The organism is Xanthomonas campestris pv. asclepiadis (assembly GCF_020784175.1).
GTDB lineage: Bacteria > Pseudomonadota > Gammaproteobacteria > Xanthomonadales > Xanthomonadaceae > Xanthomonas > Xanthomonas campestris_D.
This window is the reverse complement of the sequence record NZ_JAJGQM010000004.1, coordinates 119,911-141,607: the sequence shown is the minus strand read 5'-3', so window position 1 is coordinate 141,607 and position 21,697 is coordinate 119,911. Positions and strand designations below refer to the sequence as shown.

General features: G+C 65.5%; 16 protein-coding genes and 1 pseudogene. 4 read left to right on the top strand and 13 right to left on the bottom strand.

Annotated elements, in window-relative coordinates; translation table 11 throughout:
* Positions 1-7: 7 nt before the first annotated feature.
* The 4 genes from LL972_RS03570 to aceB form a co-directional block, all read right to left on the bottom strand.
* Positions 8-2,500, bottom strand: coding sequence for a putative peptide modification system cyclase (locus tag LL972_RS03570; RefSeq protein WP_228326420.1), 2,493 nt, complete (start codon positions 2,498-2,500; stop codon positions 8-10).
* Between the two features lie 3 nt (positions 2,501-2,503).
* On the bottom strand, positions 2,504-3,580 hold the full coding sequence (locus LL972_RS03565; RefSeq protein WP_228326419.1) for a GGDEF domain-containing protein: 1,077 nt from the start codon (positions 3,578-3,580) through the stop codon (positions 2,504-2,506).
* Between the two features lie 308 nt (positions 3,581-3,888).
* Positions 3,889-5,130: an isocitrate lyase gene (gene aceA / locus LL972_RS03560; RefSeq protein ID WP_228326418.1), complete on the bottom strand. Its 1,242-nt coding sequence runs from the start codon at positions 5,128-5,130 to the stop codon at positions 3,889-3,891.
* A 178-nt stretch (positions 5,131-5,308) separates the two neighbouring features.
* Positions 5,309-6,925, bottom strand: a complete 1,617-nt coding sequence (gene aceB / locus LL972_RS03555; RefSeq protein WP_228326417.1) for a malate synthase A — start codon at positions 6,923-6,925, stop codon at positions 5,309-5,311.
* 118 nt (positions 6,926-7,043) lie between these two features.
* Between aceB and LL972_RS03550 the strand changes: the two genes are divergently transcribed.
* Together LL972_RS03550 and LL972_RS03545 are read left to right on the top strand one after the other, a co-directional pair.
* Positions 7,044-8,000 carry a LysR family transcriptional regulator gene (locus tag LL972_RS03550; protein ID WP_228326416.1) on the top strand — a complete coding sequence of 319 codons (957 nt, stop codon included), beginning with the start codon at positions 7,044-7,046 and terminating at the stop codon, positions 7,998-8,000.
* 376 nt (positions 8,001-8,376) lie between these two features.
* On the top strand, positions 8,377-9,639 hold the full coding sequence (locus tag LL972_RS03545; protein WP_228326415.1) for a cation:proton antiporter: 1,263 nt from the start codon (positions 8,377-8,379) through the stop codon (positions 9,637-9,639).
* 73 nt (positions 9,640-9,712) lie between these two features.
* On the opposite strand, the gene LL972_RS03540 is transcribed toward LL972_RS03545, so the two are convergent.
* Positions 9,713-10,345 (bottom strand): TetR/AcrR family transcriptional regulator, encoded by a 633-nt coding sequence (locus LL972_RS03540; RefSeq protein WP_228326414.1) that lies wholly within the window; start codon positions 10,343-10,345, stop codon positions 9,713-9,715.
* Positions 10,346-10,445: 100 nt separating this feature from the next.
* Here LL972_RS03540 and LL972_RS03535 point away from each other — a divergent pair, with 100 nt between their 5' ends.
* A complete protein-coding gene (locus tag LL972_RS03535; RefSeq protein ID WP_228326413.1) occupies positions 10,446-11,501 on the top strand; it encodes an MBL fold metallo-hydrolase in 1,056 nt (351 codons plus the stop codon).
* Between the two features lie 326 nt (positions 11,502-11,827).
* Here LL972_RS03535 and dcp read toward each other — a convergent pair whose 3' ends face one another.
* The 4 genes from dcp to arfB form a co-directional block, all read right to left on the bottom strand.
* Positions 11,828-14,011, bottom strand: coding sequence for a peptidyl-dipeptidase Dcp (dcp, locus tag LL972_RS03530; RefSeq protein ID WP_228326412.1), 2,184 nt, complete (start codon positions 14,009-14,011; stop codon positions 11,828-11,830).
* A gap of 246 nt (positions 14,012-14,257) precedes the next feature.
* On the bottom strand, positions 14,258-15,274 hold the full coding sequence (locus tag LL972_RS03525) for an isoaspartyl peptidase/L-asparaginase family protein (RefSeq protein WP_228326411.1): 1,017 nt from the start codon (positions 15,272-15,274) through the stop codon (positions 14,258-14,260).
* 234 nt (positions 15,275-15,508) lie between these two features.
* A complete protein-coding gene (locus LL972_RS03520) occupies positions 15,509-16,138 on the bottom strand; it encodes a lysophosphatidylcholine acyltransferase (RefSeq protein WP_228326410.1) in 630 nt (209 codons plus the stop codon).
* A 2-nt stretch (positions 16,139-16,140) separates the two neighbouring features.
* The gene (arfB, locus tag LL972_RS03515) at positions 16,141-16,572 is read right to left on the bottom strand and encodes an alternative ribosome rescue aminoacyl-tRNA hydrolase ArfB (protein WP_104583955.1); all 432 of its coding nucleotides are present in this window, start codon (positions 16,570-16,572) and stop codon (positions 16,141-16,143) included.
* 92 nt (positions 16,573-16,664) lie between these two features.
* On the opposite strand from arfB, the gene LL972_RS03510 reads away from it, so the two are divergent.
* Positions 16,665-17,210: a DUF2059 domain-containing protein gene (locus tag LL972_RS03510; protein WP_228326409.1), complete on the top strand. Its 546-nt coding sequence runs from the start codon at positions 16,665-16,667 to the stop codon at positions 17,208-17,210.
* A 390-nt stretch (positions 17,211-17,600) separates the two neighbouring features.
* Here the strand turns inward: LL972_RS03510 and LL972_RS03505 are convergent.
* From LL972_RS03505 to LL972_RS03490, 4 genes and pseudogenes are all read right to left on the bottom strand, one after another.
* A pseudogene (locus tag LL972_RS03505) lies at positions 17,601-18,370 on the bottom strand (pseudouridine synthase).
* A gap of 112 nt (positions 18,371-18,482) precedes the next feature.
* Positions 18,483-19,070, bottom strand: coding sequence for an O-methyltransferase (locus LL972_RS03500; protein ID WP_228326408.1), 588 nt, complete (start codon positions 19,068-19,070; stop codon positions 18,483-18,485).
* A 104-nt stretch (positions 19,071-19,174) separates the two neighbouring features.
* Positions 19,175-20,848, bottom strand: a complete 1,674-nt coding sequence (gene ubiB, locus LL972_RS03495) for a ubiquinone biosynthesis regulatory protein kinase UbiB (RefSeq protein WP_104583959.1) — start codon at positions 20,846-20,848, stop codon at positions 19,175-19,177.
* Positions 20,845-21,489, bottom strand: a complete 645-nt coding sequence (locus tag LL972_RS03490) for a ubiquinone biosynthesis accessory factor UbiJ (RefSeq protein ID WP_104649612.1) — start codon at positions 21,487-21,489, stop codon at positions 20,845-20,847. Before LL972_RS03490 ends, ubiB begins: the two co-directional genes overlap by 4 nt.
* Positions 21,490-21,697: the final 208 nt, after the last annotated feature.

Genomic DNA, 21,697 nt, shown 5'->3' with positions numbered 1-21,697 from the left:
CGTTGCTTTACTTGCCGCCAGCCATTGCTGCGTCAAAAACGTTCATTGGCTGTTGGCACCATCCACACCCACCGAACTCCGCATATGCTCTGCCATGGGCATTTTTTAGCCACCTGGTTTCGGTGGACGCAGAGTTCTGGTCATCCAGTGCCAGATAGGCTTCTTTAAGGACAACGTGGTACTGGTAGGCTTCGTTGCCATCTAGATGAGGCATCAATAACTGGATGGCCTCATTGGCATGACCTTCGAGAAGTGCAGTCCGTGCTCGCAGTAGCAGTACCTGTTCGGCCACTGAGGGCATCTTGGCAAGCTCCGGCCTGGCCGTTATGACCTTCAGGACTGCTTTGGCAGCAGCGGTGTGTCCCAAGCGCTGGCTTAGTAGTGCAAGAGATGCCGCAACCACTGCATCGGAGCGCTGGGTGACCCCAGCTTCGCTCGTTGTAACACTCGACAAGGCTGCCGGGAATGTCTCATTGATGGTCGCCAGCGCCTCAGCGTGTTTTCCCTGTGCATACTGCGTAGCAGCTTTAGCAACGAGTGATTGCCGGTACCGCGTCGATGTACGATCAATCGCGCCGGAAAGTCGCTCTATCTCCGAAAGTGCTTTTTCGCTGCGTCTTTCGTCGAGGTAAATTGAAACCTGATCAAAATATGCAACATCCAGGCGCTCCTCTGCAGGCCAGATGGTATGTGCGCCCGGGAAGTCGCCAAGCACTGCCAGGGTCACTGCTTCCCATACAGCTGCAGAAGCCAGACCGGAGGATCTGGCAGAACGGAATGTCGCCAATGCCTCTCTCGTCTTTCCCAACGCCAACTGCATCCGTCCGACGAGTTCCAGCGACAGCGGATCAAAATCGTAACGTGACGATGCTGCCCGCTTGGCGTACACAAGTGCCTCCTTGTAGCGATTGCGTACTTCCAAGGCGTACGCAGTGTTTTCGGCTGCGGCAAAATCATCAGGATACAGATTGGCCATCTGCATCCATTTCTCGTAGGCGTTTGTCGGATCCTTGATCTGCGCATACCACGCGTCAAGGTACACCTGCTCGCGCGGCGGAAGTTTGGCGCGGAAGCTGATCGCCCTTTCGAGATACGGCAAGCCGACCGGCGTGTCCTCCAGGTAGAAATGACAACGCGCAACGCCGACATTGGCCAATGCAAACGTCGGATCAAGCTCCACGGCCCGCAGGTAGTAGTCGCGTGCACGCAGATAATGCCCAACGCCAAACTCGCGCTGTGCAAGCGCATAGGCATTCAACGCATCCATGTTTGCGGTTGATACGCGCGGAAGCGGCGCGGAGTTCGCCTCGATGGAGACGAGTGTCTCGCCGAGTCCTTCACGTAGATTGGAGCTGACGGTGTCGATGGATGAAAGCAGCGAGCGCTGGCCGCGCCCTTCCGATTTGTACATGTACACCGTTGCCTGCGTCGTCGGGTCGATCACCTCCACTGTGAAACGGAGGTTTCCGCCAACATCGGCCACGCTTGGCAATATCAGCGCCTTTGCTCCCGCGCGCATCGCAATCTGCGCACCGAGTACACGATCGACCTTGGCGCGGTCGCTCTGCTTCATCAGTTCCAGCATGTCGTGCACACGTTTCTCCGAAATTAGATTGACGTGCTTGGATTGCTGAAGACTGAGCCGCAGTGCTTGCTGCAACGGCTCATCCAGCATTGGGGTATCAGTAAGATTATGCAGATCGCCAACCACCACCCAATCGCGTTCAGCAAATGCGATTGCAGGTTCCGGACGTCCGAAGAACCAGAGGACGCTGGCTGTGACCAGAATCAATGCGACCTCTGTCGCCAACGCCGCCGGCCGGCGCCATAAGGGAACATCGCGCCAGGCCTTGGAAGAATTCTTCGGCGTACGCAGCGGTGTCAGGCCGACTTCGCCGACTTCATAAATCTCCATCGGCGTAGGTACGCCCTTGAAGCGCCAGCGGCCGTGGGATTTCCACAGGATGCGTTCGCCGCGGTCGCCCAGTTCGCGTGCGGCGCGGTGGGTCAACGACTCGGCCACTGCCGACAACAGGATCTGCCCGGGCCGCGCCATCGACATCAGGCGCGCGGCGGTGGGCTTGGCCAGGCCTTCGACTTCCAGCGGTTTGGCACCGATGCTCACCGCTTCGTCGCTGTTGCGCCAGGTCAGCACTTCGCCGACGTGCAGGCCCTGGCGCGCGCGCAGCGTCAGCGTGCGGACATCGCCCATCGCCTTGAGGCCGCGTGCGTAATCCAGCGCAAACCCCAGACCGTCGATGGGGCGATCAAACAGCAACAGCAATCCATCCGAACGGTCGATGAGGCGGCCACGCCACTGCTGCTGCAGTTTGACCACCAGCCGATCGTGCTCGCGAAACAGCGCGGCGGCGGCGTTGTCACCGATGCGTTCGACCAGCGCGGTCGAATCGCACAGGTCGGTCAACAACAAGGTACGCAAGCGTGGTGCCTGGATCGCTTCCGACGACGCATCCTTGCGTGCGTGGGTGCGGGCGCTCATTGCTCAGCGATTATCCGACGTGGTGGTGTTGCCGGATGGCGGCGTGAGGCCCGACGCCAGCGTTTCATGCATGCACAGCACATTGCCGCCCTGTCGCTTGGCCTCGTACAACGCGCTGTCGGCCAGCGTGTACCAATCGTTCCATGCCGCATCGGCGTCGATCATGCACAGACCCACGCTCACCGAGCAGCCCTGCTCGCTCTGGCCATTGCACAGGCGCGCTTCCACCGCGCGCACGATGCATTCGCCGATGTGGTGCAGCAGCTCCTGGGTGCCTTGCGCGACCAGCACGCAGAATTCGTCGCCGCCGAGCCGGCAGGCGAGGTCGCCGTCGGCGATCACCGAACGCAGCGCATGGGCGACGTTCTGCAGCACACGGTCGCCCGCCAGATGGCCAAATTCGTCGTTGATGCGCTTGAAGCGGTCGCAATCGATCAGGATCAGGCCAACGCCGGGCACGCGACCGGCGCGCCGGCATTCCTGCAGATGCAGGGCGAGCCCGCGGCGGTTGTGCAGGCCGGTGAGCTCGTCGGTGCGGCTGAGTTCTTCGGTGTGGTTGAGCTGGTGCGAGGTGACGTAGAGATTGTCCAGCGCCGCTTCCAGATCGTGGTTGCGACGGCGCAACTGGCGGATCAGCAACTGCTCGTTGTTGACCACGCGTACGATGGAGCGGCGCAGAAAATGCGCCACCATCGACGGGTCGTGATCGACCAGGCGCTGGAAGTCCTCGTGCGCCAGCTCGATCAGGCGGGTGTCGGTGGATGCGCTGGCGCCGGCGCTGCGCGCATGGTCGCCGATCAGCAGGCCAAGTTCGCCGAAGAATTCGCCCGGGCCCAGGTGCTTGAGCATCAGGTCCTCGCCGAAATCCAGATCGATCTGGCCACTGACCACAATGAACATCTGCGTGCCCACCGCCCCGCGCTCGAACAGCGCCTGGCCGGCAGGCAATTCGCGGGCACGGCCAAAGCGGGCGAAAAACGCCAGCTCTTCGGCAGTCATCAGCGCATGCAGCCCGTCCGACAGCGTCTTTGCAACGCTCCCCGTCGGCTCTACTGCGCCGGCAGTGTTATGGCACGTCATCCAAATCCCTTAGACCGACCTGCAGCGCCGGCCCGCCCTAGCATCGTACAGGAGCGTTTTGTTCAGCACCAGGTCACACTCGTTCTCACAGTGCTCGAGACGAAATGACGGGTATTGGCTAAAAAAATGGGCTCGGTTTCCCGAGCCCACCTCCCCTTCTGCAGTGCGCGCCGACCGTCTGCAGCAGACCGCGAGCGATACGAGCGCCGTTTTGTGGTGCTGGTGCGGGCTTGCCAGCGGGCAAAGACCGCACGCTCCGATCCATCCCGCAGCCTGCCGGCAAGCGTTTGCGGCGCCTGGGCGCTGGGTTACGCGGCCTTTTCGCCGTGAAACTGCTCTTCCTCGGTCGAGCCACGCAGTGCGGTGGTGGACGACTGGCCCTGCTGGATCGCCTGCGTCACCGCGTCGAAATACCCGGTGCCCACCTCGCGCTGATGCTTGACCGCGGTGAAGCCCATCTCGGCTGCCGCAAACTCGGCCTGCTGCAACTCGACGAAGGCGCTCATCTGGCGGCGTGCGTAGCCATGCGCCAGGTTGAACATGCCGTAGTTCAGGGCGTGGAAGCCGGCCAGGGTGATGAACTGGAATTTATAGCCATAGCTCGCCAACTCGGTCTGGAACCTGGCGATGGTGGCGTCGTCCAGGTTCTTCTTCCAGTTGAAGCTCGGCGAGCAGTTGTAGGCCAGCAATTTGCCGGGGAATCTGGCATGGATGGCTTGTGCAAAGGCGCGGGCAAATTCCAGGTCTGGTTTGCCGGTCTCGCACCAGATCAGATCCGCATACGGCGCGTAGGCTAGCCCGCGACTGATCGCCTGATCCAGCCCGTTGCGGGTCTTGAAGAAGCCTTCGACGGTGCGCTGCCCGGTGGTGAAGGGCTGATCGTTGGCATCCACGTCGCTGGTGATCAGATCGGCAGCTTCGGCATCGGTGCGTGCGATCAGCAACGTGGGCACGCCCAGCACATCGGCCGCCAGACGTGCGGCATTCAACTTTTCGATCGCCTCGCGGGTGGGCACCAGCACCTTGCCGCCCATGTGGCCGCACTTCTTCACCGATGCCAGTTGATCTTCGAAGTGCACGCCGGCCGCGCCGGCTTCGGCATCGGCCACGATCGGCTGCAGGAAGTCGATGTCATCGTTGCCTTCGGCGTGATGCAGTTGATCGGCCCGCAACAAGGTGTTGTTGATGCGCTTGACCACCGCCGGCACCGAGTCGGCAGGGTACAGCGACTGGTCCGGGTACATCTGCCCGGCCAGGTTCGCATCGGCGGCGACCTGCCAGCCGGACAGGTAGATCGCCTTCAAACCGGCCTTGACCTGCTGCATCGCCTGGTTGCCGGTCAACGCGCCCAGCGCATTGACGAACGGCGTGGCGTGCAACGCGTTCCACAACTTGTCCGCGCCCAGCCGCGCCAGCGAATGCTCGACATGCACGGTGCCGCGCAAGCGCACCACATCGGCGGCGGTGTAGTTGCGGGTGATGCCGGCCCAGCGCGGGTTGCTGGCCCAGTCGTGCTGGATCTGTTCGGCGGTCTGCAGTGTGCTGCTCATGGTGCGTTCTCCTGGCAGGAATACGACGGATGCAACGAGAAAGGACGGTGCGTCACGGCGCGCGTGACGCATGGCAAGGCCGTCGTTGCGCGCATCGGCGCAACGGGCGGTGTGGTGCATGACGTGGACGGATTGCAGCGACAGCGCGCGGACGCTGGCGTGTCGCTGCCGCATTGGCTCACTCGATCAGGCGGTACGCCGGCACGGTGAGGAAATCGGCCAGCGCATCGGCACGGCTGAGTGTGTCCAGCAATGCAATGGCGTCGCCGATGCGCGCGGCGCCCGGCAGTGCATCGGTCGCGCCCAGGCGCGCCGGCAGCGCACGCAACGTGGCCTGCAACAAGGGCTGGTCGATCGCAGTGCCATCGTCCAGATGCTGGCCGTGATGCAACCACTGCCACAGCTGCGCGCGGCTGATCTCGGCAGTGGCCGCGTCTTCCATCAGGTTGTGGATCGGCACGCACCCATTGCCATCCAGCCAGGCGGCCAGATAACGCACGCAGACTTCGACATTGCCTTCGAAACCGGCGCGGGTGATGGTGCCCGGCGAGGGCGCGATCAGCATGTCACGCGTCACCTGCACGTCGTTGCGCAGGACATGCTGCTGATGCGCGGTGGGCATGTGCTCGTCGAAGATCTTCATCGCCACCGGAATCAACGCAGGATGCGCCACCCAGGTGCCATCGTGCCCGGCGCTGACTTCGCGCAGCTTGTCGGCACGCACGCGCGCCATCGCCTGCTCGTTGGCGGCCTCGTCGTGATTGATCGGAATCTGCGCGGCCATGCCGCCCATCGCATGTGCGCCACGGCGATGGCAGGTCTTGATCAACAGTTCCGAATACGCCTTCAGGAACGGCTGGGTCATGGTGACCTGGCCACGTTCGGGCAGCACGCGGTCGCGATGCGCGCGGAAGGTTTTCAGGTACGAAAAGATGTAGTCCCAGCGCCCGCAATTGAGCCCGACGATGCGCTCGCGCAGCGCGTGCAGGATCTCGTCCATCTCGAACACCGCCGGCAGCGTTTCGATCAGCACGGTCACCTTGATCTGCCCATGCGGCAGGCCGAGCATCGCTTCGATATGCGCCAGCGCGGTCTCCCACAGCGCAGCTTCTTCCATGCTCTGCAGCTTGGGCAGATACAGATACGGGCCGCGATCCCTGGCCAGCAGCGCGCGGCCGTTATGGAAGGCGAACACCGCCGCATCGAACAGCCCCCCGGCCAGCGGCTGCCCATCGATCAGCACGTGCTTCTCATCCAGATGCCAGCCACGCGGACGCACGATCAGCACCGCGCGCTCGGCTTCCGGGCGTAGTGCGTAGTGCTTGCCGTTGGGCGCATCGAAGCTGAGATCGCCGCGCACCGCAGCGGCCAGCGTGCGCTGGCCGGCCAGCAGGTTGCGCCAGGTCGGCGCGGTGGAATCCTCGAAGTCGGCCATGAACACCTTGGCGCCGGAATTGAGCGCGTTGATGACCATCTTCGGATCGGTGGGGCCGGTGATCTCCACCCGGCGGTCCTGCAGCGCCGACGGCAGGGCGGCGACGCGCCAGTCGCCATCGCGGATGGTGCGGGTGTCGGGGCGGAAGTCCGGCAACTGGCCGGCATCGAACTCGGCCTGGCGGACGCGCCGCTGGGCCAGGCGCTGCTGGCGACCGGGTTCGATCGCGCGGTGCAGCGACACCAGCAAGGCCAGCACGGCGGCTGGCAGCAGTTCTGCCTGGTCTGCAACCTGCGTGGTCAGCGACAGACCGGGCGTGGCGCGTTCGGTGGGACGTGGGGCGAAAGCGGTGGCAGACATGTCGGGAGTCCTTGTGCATCCGGACCTGCACCGTGCGCCGCTGGCAACTATTTGACAAAGCAGTTTTATCAATGCTGTAAATAAGGCAGGCTTATACAGCGTGGTTGCACACACCCAGATGGCGCCAACCCCTCGATTTTCCTATAAATCCGACCGGCTCAAGCCGCTGCGTGCGTTCTGCCAGACAGTACGCCTTGGCTCTGTCTCACGGGCGGCTGAGGCGCTGTATGTGAGCCAGCCAGCTGTCACCTTGCAGTTGCAGGCGCTGGAACGCGACCTGGGCGTGGCCTTGTTCGAGCGCTCGGGGCGACGCATGGCGCCCAGCCGCGAGGGCCAGCTGCTCTACGACATGGCGCTGCCGTTGGTGGAGAGCCTGGACGGACTGGAGGCCAGCTTCCGCGAAAAGGTGCGCGGCCTGGATGCCGGCGAGCTCAATATCGCCGCCAACAGCTCCACCATCCTGTACCTGCTGCCGCGCATCGTGGCGAACTTCCGCGCGCGCCATCCGGACGTGCGCCTGACCCTGCATAACGCCATCAGCGCCGACGGCACCGACCTGCTGCGCGAAGATGCGGTGGACCTGGCGATCGGCTCGATGCTGGACGTGCCGGCCGACCTCAACTACGCGCCGGTGTATCGCTTCGAGCAATTGCTGATCACCCCGCACGACCACCCGTTGGCCGGCAAGTCCACGGTCACGCTGCAGGATCTGTCGCCGTATCCGCTGATCCTTCCGCCACGTCGGCAGGTGACCTATCGGCTGGTCGATCTGGTCTTCCAGCAGGCGCGCGTGCCCTACACCGTGGCGTTGGAGGTGGGCGGCTGGGAAGTGATCAAGCAATACGTGGCGATGGACATGGGCATCTCCATCGTCACCGCGATCTGCGTCACCGATGCAGACCGCGACAAACTCGCCACCCGCTCGCTGAAGGACTATTTCCCCACCCGCAGTTATGGCGTGGTGGTGCGCAAGGGCAAATATCTGTCGCCGCAGGCGCGTGCCTTTATCGAGCTGATCCAGCCGGATCTGTTTACCCCGCGCGGGTATGACGAGAGTGGCGACTCTGAGCGGTGAGTCTTGTGACTGCTGCAGGCGTGAGTTCGAATGGCGCCTAAGCTTGCTCGCCATGCGCTGCGTCTGAGGTCACCATGCGCTCTTCATCGGCGATGCCGTGTGCGGTATGCGGTATGCCATTGAAGGCGTTGCTTGATCAAGCCATGCGAGCGCAGCACTGACGGGTGATTCCAGCATGCAGCGCGAACCACTCCGGATTGCGCCGCATCGATGTCGGCTCGATGCTATTGCACGATGGTTGTCGTCATAGACTAGGCCGATGCTGTGGGTATCACTGCAGGTCATCAACGGCTGGTCAATCCGGGGACTCACTGACCAGATGCGTAGCCGTCCCGCACCGCGGGGCGAGCCGACTCAACCAACCAAGGCTGACGCAATGAATCCGACCACGTTATTGCTGGTGCAGTTGGCGGTGATCCTGGGCGCGGCACGTGCGTGCGGCGCGCTGCTGCAACGCTTCGGGCAGCCGCCGGTGATCGGCGAGATGGCCGCCGGCCTGCTGCTCGGGCCGATCGCATTCGGCACATGGCTGCCGGACTTGCACGGGGTGTTGTTCGCATCCAGCAGTTTGCCGCCGCTGTCGGGACTGGCCAACATCGGTGTGGTGCTTTTCATGTTCATCGTCGGCGTGGAGTTGCGTGCGCCGGAAGGCACCACGGCGCAGGTGCGCTCGTCGGTGCTGGTGGGGCTGTCCGGCATCGTGCTGCCGTTGCTGCTTGGGCTGGCTGCCGCACCCTGGTTGTTTGCGCGCTTTGCACCGCAGGGCATCGGGTTCTGGCCATTCGCCTTGTTCATTGCCGCAGCGATGTCGGTGACTGCGTTTCCGGTGCTGGCGCGCATCCTCAAGGACCGCAACATGACCCGCACGCCGGCCGGCCGCCTGGCCCTGGGCGCGGCGGTGATCGACGATGCCACGGTATGGATGTTCCTGGCGATCGTGCTCACCCTGACCGGAAACAGCGCGCACGGCGGCGTAGCGTTTACCGCGGTCGGTGCGCTGGTCTTGCTCGCCCTGGTGTTCGGCGTGCTCAAGCCCGTGTATGCGCGCCTGCTCGCGCCGCGCGCGCACGACGGCCGCCATGCGTCCAGCGCATTGGTGTGGGTGCTGATCGGCCTGCTCGGTTGCGCCGCAGCGGCCGAATGGATCGGCCTGCATGCGATCTTCGGCGCATTCCTGTTCGGCATCTGCGTACCGCGCGATGACCGCCTGCTGGAACACCTGGCCGGGCGCATCGAACCCCTGGCGATCACCTTGCTGATGCCGGTGCTGTTTGCGGTCGCCGGCCAGGCCACCAGCCCTAGCGCCTTTGCCGGCGCCGGCATTGCCGGTTTGCTGCTGGTTATCGGCGTGGCGGTCACCGGCAAGCTGGTCGGCTGCACCCTGGGCGCACGCCTGAGCGGCCACGATTGGCGAGACAGCCTGAGCGTGGGCTCGCTGATGAACGCACGCGGCCTGATGGAACTGGTGGTGATCAAGATCGGCCTGGACAGCGGCGTGATCGGGCCGGACCTGTTCACCCTGCTGTTCGGCATGACGCTGGTGACTACGGTAATGGCCTCGCCGATGGTGGCCTGGTTTCAACGCGGCCGGCAGACCGTTACTACCTCCGGGCTGGGTGCGGGCCGGTCGCCGCATTGACTGTGCAGCGCTGAAACACGGCGCGGCGTCGCTCGACGTGGTGCGTCCGCGTCGGCACGCGCATCGCAGGCAATCATTCGCGCCCGTACAGGCCCAGGAACATCGCCACCGCCGATTCGGCCACCTGCGTGCGTTGCTGCGGCGACAGCGGTGGCTGGCCCATGGCGATCTGCGGCCAGAACGCGAAGCCCTTGATCAGTGACTGCAGCTGCTGCGCGGCGAAGTCCGGCTCCACACCTGCCAGCCGGCCGTCGGCCAAGGCAGCGCGCACCCAGGTGGTGGTGCCTTCTTCCTTGCTGCCCAATTGCGCGATCAGCGCGCGCGCGCGTTCGGGCGAATGGATGCCTTCGGCAATGGCGACACGCGACAGGTCGATAAACGCCGGGTCGTCGAGCAGGTGCAGTTTCTGCTGCAGCAGCTGGATCAGCTGCGCACGCAGCGGCTGGTCGGGCCGGTAGACAAGATTCACCGCATCGGCGCTGCGTTGCCACAGCCCGCGCAGGATCTGCCCGAACAGCGCGTCCTTGCTGGGGAAATGGTTGTAGACGGTGCGCTTGGACACGCCCGCGGTGGCCGCCACGCGGTCCATGCTGGTGGCCTCGAAGCCATGCTGGCGAAACTCGGCAATGGCCGCCTCGACGATGGCGTGGCGCTTGCGGTCGGTCAGCCGCTGCGGCAAGGCCTGGGGGGAAGATACGGTCGACATCGGGGCATTTTACACCGGACAGTTTACTTTCAGCCCAATGAAACTACACTGCTCGGTGTAATTTCCTCCTACAGTCATCCCCTGCCCGCCCGGACTTCCCATGGCATCCTCTCGCCCTTCCCCTTATGCCGAGTCGCCGCAGTTCCGCGAAGGCCGGTTCCGCAATGCGTTGCCGTTGCCGACCACCGTGCTGAGCCTGCGCAAGCAGATCGGTCTGATCTGGACGTTCTTCTTCGACAAGCCCAGCACCACGGTGCCGTCCGCGCCGCTGCCGGTGCAGCCGCTGACGCGCGCGCAGCTGCTTGCCGCGCCCGATCGCAGCCTGTATCGCCTGGGCCATTCCACCGTGCTGATGAAGCTGGCCGGTGGCTTGTGGCTGACCGACCCGGTGTTCTCCAGGCGCGCCTCGCCGGTGCCGTTCGCAGGGCCGAAGCGCTTTCATGCGCCGCCGATCGCGCTGGACGAGCTGCCGCCACTGGCCGGGGTGATCCTTTCGCACAACCATTACGACCATCTCGATCGCGCCAGCATCCGTGCCCTGGCCGACCGCGTTGGCGTGTTCGTCGCGCCCCTGGGCGTGGGCGATCTGCTGGTGCGCTGGGGCGTGGACCCGGGCAAGGTGCGCCAGCTGGACTGGTGGGACACGATCAACATCGATGGCCTGCAACTCACCGCCTCCCCGTCGCAGCATTTTTCCGGGCGCGGGCTGTTCGATCGCGGGCGCTCGCTGTGGTGTTCCTGGGCGATCCAGGACCGCGAGCTGCGCGTGTTCTTCAGCGGCGACGGCGGCTATGGCCCGCACTTCAAGGCCATCGGCCAACAGCTCGGGCCGTTCGACGTGGCGCTGATCGAAAACGGCGCCTACGACCAGCAATGGCCGCACGTGCACATGCAACCGGAGCAGAGCCTGCAGGCCTACCTGGACGTCGGCGGGCAGACGCTGCTGCCGATCCACAACGGTACCTTCGACCTGGCCATGCATGCGTGGCAGGAGCCGCTGGACCGGATCGTGGCCTTGGCCGACAGCGCCGGCGTTGCGCTGGCGACGCCGCGCATGGGCGAGCAGGTGGATCTGAATGCGCCCGGCAATCGCCTGCGCTGGTGGCGACAGGATGCCGCGACGCAAGCCTCGGACGGCCTGGTGGCGACGCGCTAGCTGAGTACATCGCAGCGTTGGCGTTGGCGCATGAGCGGGCGGCGTTCACGCGTTGCCTTGCGCCATCGCGGCGGCGTGCGCGCTTGCGGCCTACAAAGCTCTGTGCTGCTTCGTCAGCACAGGGCGCTAATGCTGGCGCTACGGATTATGTGAAGCGCGCACCACGCATCACAGGCGCTGCCACTCCAGATGTGGCAATCGGAACACAAACGCCTGATGCACCATCCACAAAAAAAACGGGATGGCGCGTGGCCATCCCGTTTCGATTGCTGACTGCAGCGATTACACACGCATGCGCCAACGACGCAGGCACATCACTCAGTCACTCACTCCGTCAGGCCACGGTTTTCCAGCAGCGCCTTGACGCTGGGATCCTTGCCGCGGAAATCGCGATACAACGTGGCCAGGTCGACCGTGTTGCCGCGCGAAAGGATCTTGGCGCGGAAGATGTCGCCGTTCTTGCGGGTCAGGCCGCCGTTTTCCTTGAACCATTCGAATGCGTCGTCGTCGAGCACTTCCGACCAGAAATACGCGTAATACCCGGCCGAATAACCGCCGCCCCAGATGTGGTCGAAATAGCTGCTGCGGTAGCGCGGCGGCACTTCGGCCAGGTCCACCTTGAAGCGCTTCAACGCGTCGGCTTCGAACTTGCTCACGTCCTGCAACGGCGCGTCGGCCGGCTGGGTGTGCCAGGCCAGATCGAGCAGCGCGGCCGACAGGTACTCGGTGGTGGCGTAGCCGCTATTGAAGGTCTTGGCCTTCTTGATCTTCTCCACCAGCTCGGCCGGCATCGCCGCGCCGGTTTGGTAGTGCTTGGCGTAGTTGGCGAAGACCTTGGGATCGGAGGCCCAGTGCTCGTTGAACTGCGAGGGGAACTCGACGAAGTCGCGCGAGGTGCTGGTGCCGGCGATCGAGGGATACTTCACCTTGGAGAACATGCCGTGCAGCGCGTGGCCGAACTCATGGAACAAGGTGGTGACGTCGTCGAAGCTCAGCAGCGCCGGCTGGCCGGCGGCCGGTTTGGTGAAGTTGCAGACGTTGTAGACCACCGGCTTGGCGCCGGTAAGACCGTCCTGCTCGACGAACACATCCATCCAGGCACCGCCGGACTTGCTGTCGCGCTTGAAGTAGTCGGTGTAGAACAGCGCCATCGAGGTGCCGTCCGCATCGAACACTTCATACACCTTCATGTCCGCGTGATAGGTCGGGATGTCGGTGCGCTGCTTGAAGGTGATGCCGTACAGCTGCGTGGCTGCGTAGAAGACGCCGTTCTGCAGCACGTTGTCCAGTTCGAAATACGGCTTGATCTGCGCCTCGTCCAGGTCGTACTTGGCCTTGCGCACCTGCTCGGCGTAAAAGTCCCAATCGGACGCGGCGAGTTTGAAGTCGCCGGTCTTTGAATCAGCATGCTGCGCGTCGATCACCTTCTGCATCTCGCCCACTTCGCGGCGTGCCTTGGCGGTGGCGGCCGGCACGGTGTCGGTCAGCAGCTTGAGTGCGGCGTCCGGGGTCTTGGCCATCTGGTCGCCCAGGCTGTAGGCGGCGTAGTTGTCGAAGCCGAGCAGCTTGGCCTTTTGCGCACGCAGCTGTGCCAGGCGCTGGATGGTCTGGCGGGTGTCGTTGGCATCGCCCTTTTCCGCGCGTGTTTCCGAGGCCTTGAGCACCTCGGCGCGCAGCTGGCGGTCCTTCAGCGAGGCCAGCACCGGTTGCTGGGTGGTGTTCTGCAGGGTGAGCAGATACTTGCCATCGAGCTTGCGCGCCTTGGCTGCATCGGCAGCAGCGGCGATATCGCCCTCGCTCAGGCCATCGAGTCTGGCCTTGTCGTCCACCACCACCGCGCCGGCGGCCGAGGCGGCCACCAGACGGGTGTGGAACTGGGTGGAGAGCGTAGTCTCTTCGATATTGAGCTTGCGCAGGCTGGCCTTGTCGGCCTCCGACAGCTGCGCGCCGGCGCGCACCAGCTCTTCGTAATCGCGCTCGACCAGGCGCTTCTGCTCCGGCTCCAGGCTCAGCGTGTCGCGCTGGTCGTAGAGGGTTTTGACGCGGGCGAAGAGTTTCGGGTCGAGATTGATCTCGTCCTGATGCGCGGCCAGTTTGGGCGCGATCTCTTCCTGGATATTCTGGCGTGCGTCGCTGGTATCGGCCTGCACCAGCCCGAAGAAGATGCGCGACACACGCGTGAGCGTTTCGCCGCTGCGCTCCATCGCTTCGATGGTGTTGTCGAAGCTGGGCGGCTCGGGGTTGTCGGCGATCTTGCGGATGTCGGCAAGGTGCAGACGCATGCCTTCCTCGAAGGCCGGCAGGTAATCGGCGTCCTTGATCTTGTCGAACGGCGGCGCCTGGAACGGCAGCGTGCTGGCGGTCAGCAGCGGGTTCGGCGCGGCATCCGCGGCCGGGGTGGTGGCAGTCTTTTCGGGCACGGTGGTGGACTCCTTACCGGACGAATCTTTTCCAGAACAAGCAGCCAGTGCCAGGGTGATGGCAGCGGCCAGAACAACGGTACGCGACATGGCGTGTGATTCCTGAGTGGGTAGTGCAGCCGGCCACGCTAGCGGGTTTGCGCGGCGTCGGCATGTGCCGTTGGATTGGCTGAATGAATCCGGTTGGGAATGGCGAAGCCGCAGGGACGCAGATGCAGGCTCGGCACCGGTGACCAGCCGTGGGCAACAGCGCGCAGCACGGGACTGCAGAGTTGCTGGGTTCAACAAGGCGGGCAGCGGCCGGTGAGCGGGCGCGGGGGCCACACCCAAACCGCGTCAGAGCGTCTCGTCCTTGAAGATGGCCACATGCGGGGTGCCGTCGGCGCCGATCCAGCCGCGGTACATCCCCTCGGTATTGAACGGAAACGCGGCATTGCCCTGCGCATCCAGCGCGATGGCGCCGCCGTCGCCGCCGGCCTTGGGAATCTCCTGGTCGATCACCGTGTCGGCCGCCTGTTGCAAGGACTGCCCGGCGTATTTCATGCGTGCGCAGATGTCGTAAGCGGCCACCGCGCGGATGTAGAACTCGCCCCAGCCGGTGCCGGACACCGCGCACTGGCCGTTGGCGTAGGTGCCGGCACCGATGATCGGCGCATCGCCGACGCGTCCGTAGCGCTTGTTGGTCATGCCACCGGTGGAGGTGCCGGCGGCCAGGTGGCCGTCGCGATCCAGAGCCAGCGCACCCACGGTGCCGAAATGCTTGGTGGTTTCCAGATCCAGCTCGGCCTGCGCTTTCCGGTCGCCGGCCTCGGCCTTGAGCGCTTTTTGCAGCTGCTGCCAACGCTTGTCGGTGCGGAAATAGCTTGGGTCGACCAGGGTGACGCCCTGCTCGCGCGCAAACTGTTCAGCGCCGTCGCCGACCAGCATCACGTGCCTGGAATGGTCCATGACGCTGCGCGCCAGCTGGATCGGGTTCCTGACCGTGTGCACGCCGGCAATCGCGCCGGCCTTGCCGGTGGCGCCATCCATGATCGCGGCATCCAGCTCGTTCTTGCCGTCATGGGTGAACACCGCACCGCGCCCGGCGTTGAACTGCGGCGCATCCTCCAGCACGGTGATGGTGGCGGCCACCGCATCCACTGCGGTGCCGCCACGTTGCAGCACCGCGTGCCCTGTGCGCAGCGCGCGTTGCATCGCTTCACGCGCCTGCGCCTGTTCCTCGCTGGAAAGACTGGATTTCTCCACGCCGGCGCCGCCATGGATCACCAGCATCGGCGTGGCCGCCCATACCGGGCCGGCGGCGAGCAGGAGAGAGATAGACAGACACAGTGCACGTGCGGACAGGCCAATCATGGTGTTCCCTCGATGGAGGTCGCAACGTGCCTGGCGCCGCCAGGCATGGATGCAGGCGACCGGGAGCGACAAAAAACCCGGCGCGGCGGCAAACCGACGCGGTCCTGGCGATCGGTCATCGGCGCTCGGGATCGGCATGCAAGGTCGTGCCTGCCAGCACCTGCGCGCGCACGACCCGCCCTTCGACAGCGGTGCGTGAGGTGCGTGAGCGACTTGCCGGCCAAGGCTGCATTTTTACGGCGTATCGCGATGCTTGCCGCGCCATGGCCGGTACCAGGCGCGGATGGCAGCGATATCGGCGGCCATGTCGGTGCCGGTCCAGAACGGCTCGCCGATGCCCACGGTCTTGCTGGGGTAGTCGAAATACACCGGCAGGATCGGCACCTTGGAGTCGGAGGCGATCTTCCAGAAGCCGGCCTTCCAGTGCTCCACCCGCTTGCGGGTGCCCTCGGGGGTGATCACGTACCACATCTGCTCGGAGTTGCGGATCAGCCGCACCGCCTGGCCGATGGTGCCCTGCGGCGAACTGCGGTCCAGCGGGATGCCGCCTAGTTTGCGCAGCAGCGGGCCCAGCGGCCACCAGAACAGTTGCGCCTTGCCCAGCACGCGCACATCGAAGCCCAGCGCGAACTTGGCCGCAAAGCCCAGAAAGCCGTCCCAGTTGGACGAATGCGGGGCGACGATCATCACCAGCTTGGGTTCGTCGGGCAGCCGCCCGAGCAGGCGCCAGCCGGTCAGACGCAGTGCCGTGCGCCCCAGCCAGCGGCCGAAGCGGCCGTGGGCGCGAGGCATTCTGGGTGGAGAGGGCTGCAGCAGGATGTTGGCCTGTGTTACCGGTGGCAACGACGGGTCGGTGTGACTCACGCTTACTCCCAGTGGGACGCAGAGCGTCCACGCTTGATATGGCTGCGCTCACGCTTGGCGTCCAGCCGCCGCAGCTTGGCACCATGACTCGGTTTGGTGGCGACCCGGCGCTTGGGCACCGACAGGCACGCACTGATGATCTCGGCCAGCCTCTCGCGCGCATCCTCGCGGTTGCGGTCCTGGGTGCGGAAGCGCTGCGCGTCGATCACCAGCACGCCCTCGGCGGTCATGCGCCGGTCGCGCCGCGACAGCAGCCGCGCGCGCAACGGTTCGGGCAGCGACGGCGAGCCGGCCACGTCGAAGCGCAGCTCCACCGCGGTGGAGACCTTGTTGACGTTCTGCCCGCCTGCGCCGCTGGCGCGCACGAAGCGCTCGACGATCTCGCTGGGCGGGATCGTCAGGCTAGGGGTGATCTGGATCGGGTCGCTGGCCATCGGGCCGATTGTATCGGCACCAGCATGGACGCGCGCGCGAACGCCGGCTTCCCGTATGCTGCGGCCGGTTCTCCACCCTGCAGGATGCCCCGATGACCCCACCCCGTTCCGTTGCCGCCGCCCGCGCCTTCGCGCGCCGCCTGATCGTGCTGGCCGCGCTGGCACTGGCCACGCCCGCCGCGTTTGCGCAGGCGCCCAGCGATGCCGACATCAACCGCCTGCTGGCCGCCTCGCGCGCACAGACCATGCTGGACACGATGCTGCCGCAGATCGAAGCGATGCAGCAGCAACAGTTCGCCCAGCTCACTGCCCAGCGCCAGCTCGACGCTGATCAGCAGGCGCAGCTGCAGCGCATCCAGGAGCGTACCCGCCAGACCGTGCGCAAGGCGCTGTCGTGGTCGGAGCTGCGCCCGATGTATGTGGACATCTACAAGCGCTCGTTCTCGCGCGAGGACGTGCTGGCCATGGCAGAGTTCTACGAGAGCTCGGCCGGCCAGAGCCTGCTGGACAAGACCCCGGCACTGACCCAGAACCTGATGGGCGCGATCCAGCAGAAGATGCTGCCGCTGTTTGCCGATTTGCAGAAGGATCTGGAGAAGATCGTCAACGAGCCGGCGGCGGCGGCGCAGAAGCCCTGAAGGGCGGGGAATCGGGAATCGGGATTGGGGAATCGGAACGGCGTGCTTGCTGCGGCGGTTGCGACTCCGGGGTTGAGTGCGTTGCCGGTTATCGCAATGCTTCAACTTTTCCGCTGACCGAAGCAGCCCTCCCGTCAGGAGAGCTGCTGTCCTGAAAGCGCAGTGGCGGGCCTGCCCCCATCCGCCCTTCGGGCACCTTCCCCTGCAAGCGAGGGAAGGAAGCAACTTGGAAGGTGAGCAGGGAAGGCGGGAACGCGGGGAAGGCGCGCAGTGGGCGTCGTGCTTGAGCCCCTCTCCCGCAGGCGGGAGAGGGGTTGGGGTGAGGGGACGCTTGCGCAGCTTTCTTGCATGCCGAGTGGACGTCTCGATCTCTGGACCAGGCACGCCCCATCACGCCGCCGGCATGACTCCCAACCCCGCCATCTCCCACCCAAACAACGCACACGCTTTCGCAAACTCCACATCCAGCGGCGCAGTGACGCTGATGCGCCGTCCATCGGCCGGATGCGGGAACCCCAGGCGCTCGGCGTGCAGCAGCATGCGGTGGATGCCAAGCATGCGGAAGCTGCGGTTGTGCCGGCCATCGCCGTGGCTGGTGTCGCCGATCATGTGGTGCGACAAGTGTTTCATGTGCCGGCGGATCTGCCGGAACCGCCCGGTCTGCGGCTGGCAGCGCAGCAATGCATAGCGCGAGGTGGCAAAGCCGGTGGACGGGATCTCCAGCTCGCCGGTGGCCAGGCGCTGGAAGTGGGTCACCGCCGGCTTCTTGACCGGCTTGCCGGGGCCGCCGTCCAGGTCGTGGTCGACGCTGAAGTGCTCCTCGGCCGGCCAGCCGCGGCACACCGTCAAATAATCCTTCTCCACTTCGCCGGCCATCAAGGCCTTGCCCAGCGCGCTGGCGGCCTCGCGATCGAATGCCAGCAGCAGGCAGCCGCTGGTCGCGCGATCAAGCCGGTGCACCAGAAAGATCGGACGGCCCAGCTGTTCGCGCAGGCGGTCGGCCAGAAGTCGTCCTCCCCACGCGCCAGCTTGCTGTCGTGGACCATCAGGCCCGCAGGTTTGTCGACGACGGCCAGGAGCGCGTCCTGGTAGAGAATCTGCAAGTGCTTGGGGGATGTGTTCACCGGCGGATTATCCGCGCCGTGGACAGCGCATGCCACTGCGCCGGCGCGCCATTACACGATTGACCGCACCCCGGCGCTGGCAGAGCATGTGGCGCCCGCCAGTCACACGCCTTGGGGCGTGAGGTCGTTGCAGGTCAGCGGTGCACGCTCAGCCCGCGCCGCACACCGCCAGCAACTCGCCCTTACCCACCGGCACCACGCTGCAGGTGATTGCCGGATCGCCAGCCAGCAGCGCGGTGAACGGTGCCAGTTCGTCGGCATGCGAGAGCGCATTGTCGACCACCAGCAAGCCACCGCTACGTAGCACGCGACGCAGTGCCGGCCACCAGCGCACGTACTCGCCGCGCGCCGAATCCAGAAAGACCAGATCGAGACTGGCGCTGGCCGCCTGGGCCAGCCACGCGCCGCCATCGCCGTGCACCAGATTCACCGACGCCGCCAGGCCGCTGCGCGCCAGCGTGGCCTGCGCCAGGGCCACCTTGTCGTCCGCAAGTTCCACCGTGGTGACATGCCCACCGATCGCCGCGGCCGCTTCGGCCAGCCATAGCGTCGAATACCCGTTGGAGGTGCCGATTTCCAAAACGCGCCGCGCAGCGGTGGCACGCACCAGCACCGCCAGCAACTGCCCGGTGTCGGGCGTGATGTTAAGCATGCGCCGGCCACGCGCCAGCTGCTGCGCATCGTTGTCGCTACCGAACCGCACCAGTTCGTCTTTCAACGCCTGCAGATCGATCATCACCACCTCGCCGGGAACGGCTTCGTCATCGTGCCGCTGCAGGCACTGCCGCTACCCAGCCGGATGCGGCAGGCCACCTGTGGCAGTGCGTCAGTACTAGTGCTTCAGCGCCGCAACCAGGCGACCAGCAGGGCCACCGAGCCGGCCGCGCCGCTGATCCAGCTCCAGACCGGCACCGTGCCCAGGTACCAGCCATTCGGGTGCAGGCCATACAGCACGGCAGCCACCACCAGCAGGCCGCTGCCGGTGATGGCAGTGACCACGCGCGTCTGCAGCTTGCGCAGGCTCAGGTCCAGCGCGCGCAGCTCGGCCGAGCGGATGTCGAGCTGGTGGCGGCCTTCCACCTGCTGCTTCAACCAGCTGTGCACCAGGCGCGGCATGTCCGGCGCATGCGTCATGATTTCCGGCAGCCGCTTGCGCAACTCGCCGAGTACGCGGCGCGGGCTGTAACGCTCGCGCAGGATGCGTTCGAGCACCGGCCGCGCCACCGCCCAAATATCCAGCCTGGGGTCGAGCTGGCGGCCGACGCCTTCGATGTTGAGCAAGGTTTTCTGCAACAGGATCAGCTGCGGCTGCAGCGTCAATTCGTAGCGCTGCGCGACGCGGAACAGCTTGATCAGCACTTCGGCCAGCGAAATCTCCGACAACGGCCGGGTGAAGTAGGGCTCGCACACCGAGCGCGCTGCCGCTTCCAGTTCGTCGATGCGCACGTTGTCGGGCATCCAGCCCGCCTCCACGTGCAGCTCGGCCATGCGGCGGTAATCCTTGTGGAAGATCGCCATGAAGTTCTCGGCCAGGTAGTACTGATCTTCCTGCGAGAGCTGGCCCATGATGCCGAAATCCAGCGCGATGAAGCGCGGATTGAGCCGGCGCTCCGGATCCGAATCGACCCAGATGTTGCCGGCGTGCGCATCGGCATGGAAGAAGTTGTCGCGGAACACCTGCGTATAGAACACGCGCACGCCCTTGGCCGCCAGCGCCTTGCGATCGATACCGGCCGCATCGAGCCTGGCGATGTCATCGGACGGAATGCCGTAAACACGCTCCAGCGTGAGCGCACGCTCGGCGGTGTGCGACCAGATCACCTCCGGCACGTACAGATCGTCCGAGCCTTCCCAGAACCGGCGCAGCACGCTGGCGTTGGCGCCTTCGCGCTGCAGGTCGAGTTCGGCCGACAAGGTGCCTTCGATCTCGGCCACCACTTCGCGCGGCCGGATCTTGTCCGCACGCGGGTGGGTGCGCTCGACCAGCGTGGCCAGCGACTGCAGCAACGCAATATCGGCATCGATCTGGCGCTCGATGTCCGGGCGCAATACCTTGACCACCACCTCGCGACGCACGCCGTTGGCATCCGGCGGCAAGGTGGCCGCATGCACCTGCGCGATCGAGGCCGAGGCCAGCGGTACGGTATCGAATGCGGCAAACGCCACGCTCACCGGCAGGCCCAGCGCGCGCTCGACGATCAGTCGCGCCGCTTCGCCATCGAAGGGCTTGACGCGGTCCTGCAGCAGGGTCAATTCATCGGCCACGTCGGCCGGGATCAGGTCGCGCCGGGTCGACAGGATCTGCCCGAACTTGACGAAGATCGGCCCCAGTTCCTGCAACGCCAGCCGCAGCCGCGCACCGCGCGATTGCGCGGCGATCTCGGCACTGGCGCGTGGCACGAACGGCTTGGCCAGGCGCAGCCAGCGCTCGGCCGGGGTGTCCTGCAGCAGGTCGTCCAGACGATAGCGCAGGATCACCCGGCCGATGCGGCTGGCCCGCAGCAGCGCCTTCATGCCGCACCTCCGGCAGCGCGCAGGCGCGCCACGCGTGCGGCCAGCCGTTCGACGTCGTCGCGCAGTTCGTCGACATCGTCGTGGAAGGCCTCCAGTTCGGCGCGCGGCACCACGTCACGCGATTCCTCGGTCACGAATTCGGCCGCGCTCTGCGCCAGATCCACCGCGCTGCGGCGTGCCTGCTGCAGCGCTGCGCGCACCGCATTGGCGATCTGCACGCCGAGGATCTGCCCGAACACCGCCACGAACGGCAACTGCCAGTCCGGATCGAAGCGGCCGGCCAGTTGCTGCAGCTGGCGCGCCAGTTCGGCATCGCCGGAGACCTTGAGCCGCCCGGCCGGTGCGCCGCTGCGGCGCGCATTGGCCAGGAACGGCAGTTGACCAAGCAAGCCGGCCAGGCTGCTGCGCACGGCCAGATCCGGCTCCTGCGCCTGGTCCACCGGGCCGACCAGCAAGCGGCGCTCGTGCACGCGGATCTGCAGCGCCAAGGCAGGCGCCTCCAGCGTCAGTGCGATGCGTTGGCCTTCCAGCGGCAGCAGGGCGTCGCGGGTATCGGGGTCCAGTGCCAGCGCGCGGTTGAGCGCGGCTTGCAGGGCCTGGCCGGCGAGCGGCTTGAGTGAGTTGAACAGGGATCCGGGCATGGGCGCATTCTACCGTCCCCGCATGTCGCCACTGCTTGATGGTGTGTGACAGGTGCAGGCCGGAGACCAGGATGACGCGCATCGCAGGGCGCTCGGCAGCCAGGCCGCTGCAATCGCAGCCGCATCCCCACAACAGACAGACCCGGCCGTTGACCGTGCACCTGCCCTGGATCGCCACACCGCATACGGCGGCGATGCAGGACTTCCT

Coding starts and splice junctions, on each gene's coding strand:
- LL972_RS03570 (WP_228326420.1), bottom strand. CDS start 2,500: ATGAGCGCCCGCACCCACGCACGCAAGGATGCGTCGTCGGAAGCGATC.
- LL972_RS03565 (WP_228326419.1), bottom strand. CDS start 3,580: ATGACGTGCCATAACACTGCCGGCGCAGTAGAGCCGACGGGGAGCGTT.
- aceA (WP_228326418.1), bottom strand. CDS start 5,130: ATGAGCAGCACACTGCAGACCGCCGAACAGATCCAGCACGACTGGGCC.
- aceB (WP_228326417.1), bottom strand. CDS start 6,925: ATGTCTGCCACCGCTTTCGCCCCACGTCCCACCGAACGCGCCACGCCC.
- LL972_RS03550 (WP_228326416.1), top strand. CDS start 7,044: ATGGCGCCAACCCCTCGATTTTCCTATAAATCCGACCGGCTCAAGCCG.
- LL972_RS03545 (WP_228326415.1), top strand. CDS start 8,377: ATGAATCCGACCACGTTATTGCTGGTGCAGTTGGCGGTGATCCTGGGC.
- LL972_RS03540 (WP_228326414.1), bottom strand. CDS start 10,345: ATGTCGACCGTATCTTCCCCCCAGGCCTTGCCGCAGCGGCTGACCGAC.
- LL972_RS03535 (WP_228326413.1), top strand. CDS start 10,446: ATGGCATCCTCTCGCCCTTCCCCTTATGCCGAGTCGCCGCAGTTCCGC.
- dcp (WP_228326412.1), bottom strand. CDS start 14,011: ATGTCGCGTACCGTTGTTCTGGCCGCTGCCATCACCCTGGCACTGGCT.
- LL972_RS03525 (WP_228326411.1), bottom strand. CDS start 15,274: ATGATTGGCCTGTCCGCACGTGCACTGTGTCTGTCTATCTCTCTCCTG.
- arfB (WP_104583955.1), bottom strand. CDS start 16,572: ATGGCCAGCGACCCGATCCAGATCACCCCTAGCCTGACGATCCCGCCC.
- LL972_RS03510 (WP_228326409.1), top strand. CDS start 16,665: ATGACCCCACCCCGTTCCGTTGCCGCCGCCCGCGCCTTCGCGCGCCGC.
- LL972_RS03500 (WP_228326408.1), bottom strand. CDS start 19,070: ATGATCGATCTGCAGGCGTTGAAAGACGAACTGGTGCGGTTCGGTAGC.
- ubiB (WP_104583959.1), bottom strand. CDS start 20,848: ATGAAGGCGCTGCTGCGGGCCAGCCGCATCGGCCGGGTGATCCTGCGC.
- LL972_RS03490 (WP_104649612.1), bottom strand. CDS start 21,489: ATGCCCGGATCCCTGTTCAACTCACTCAAGCCGCTCGCCGGCCAGGCC.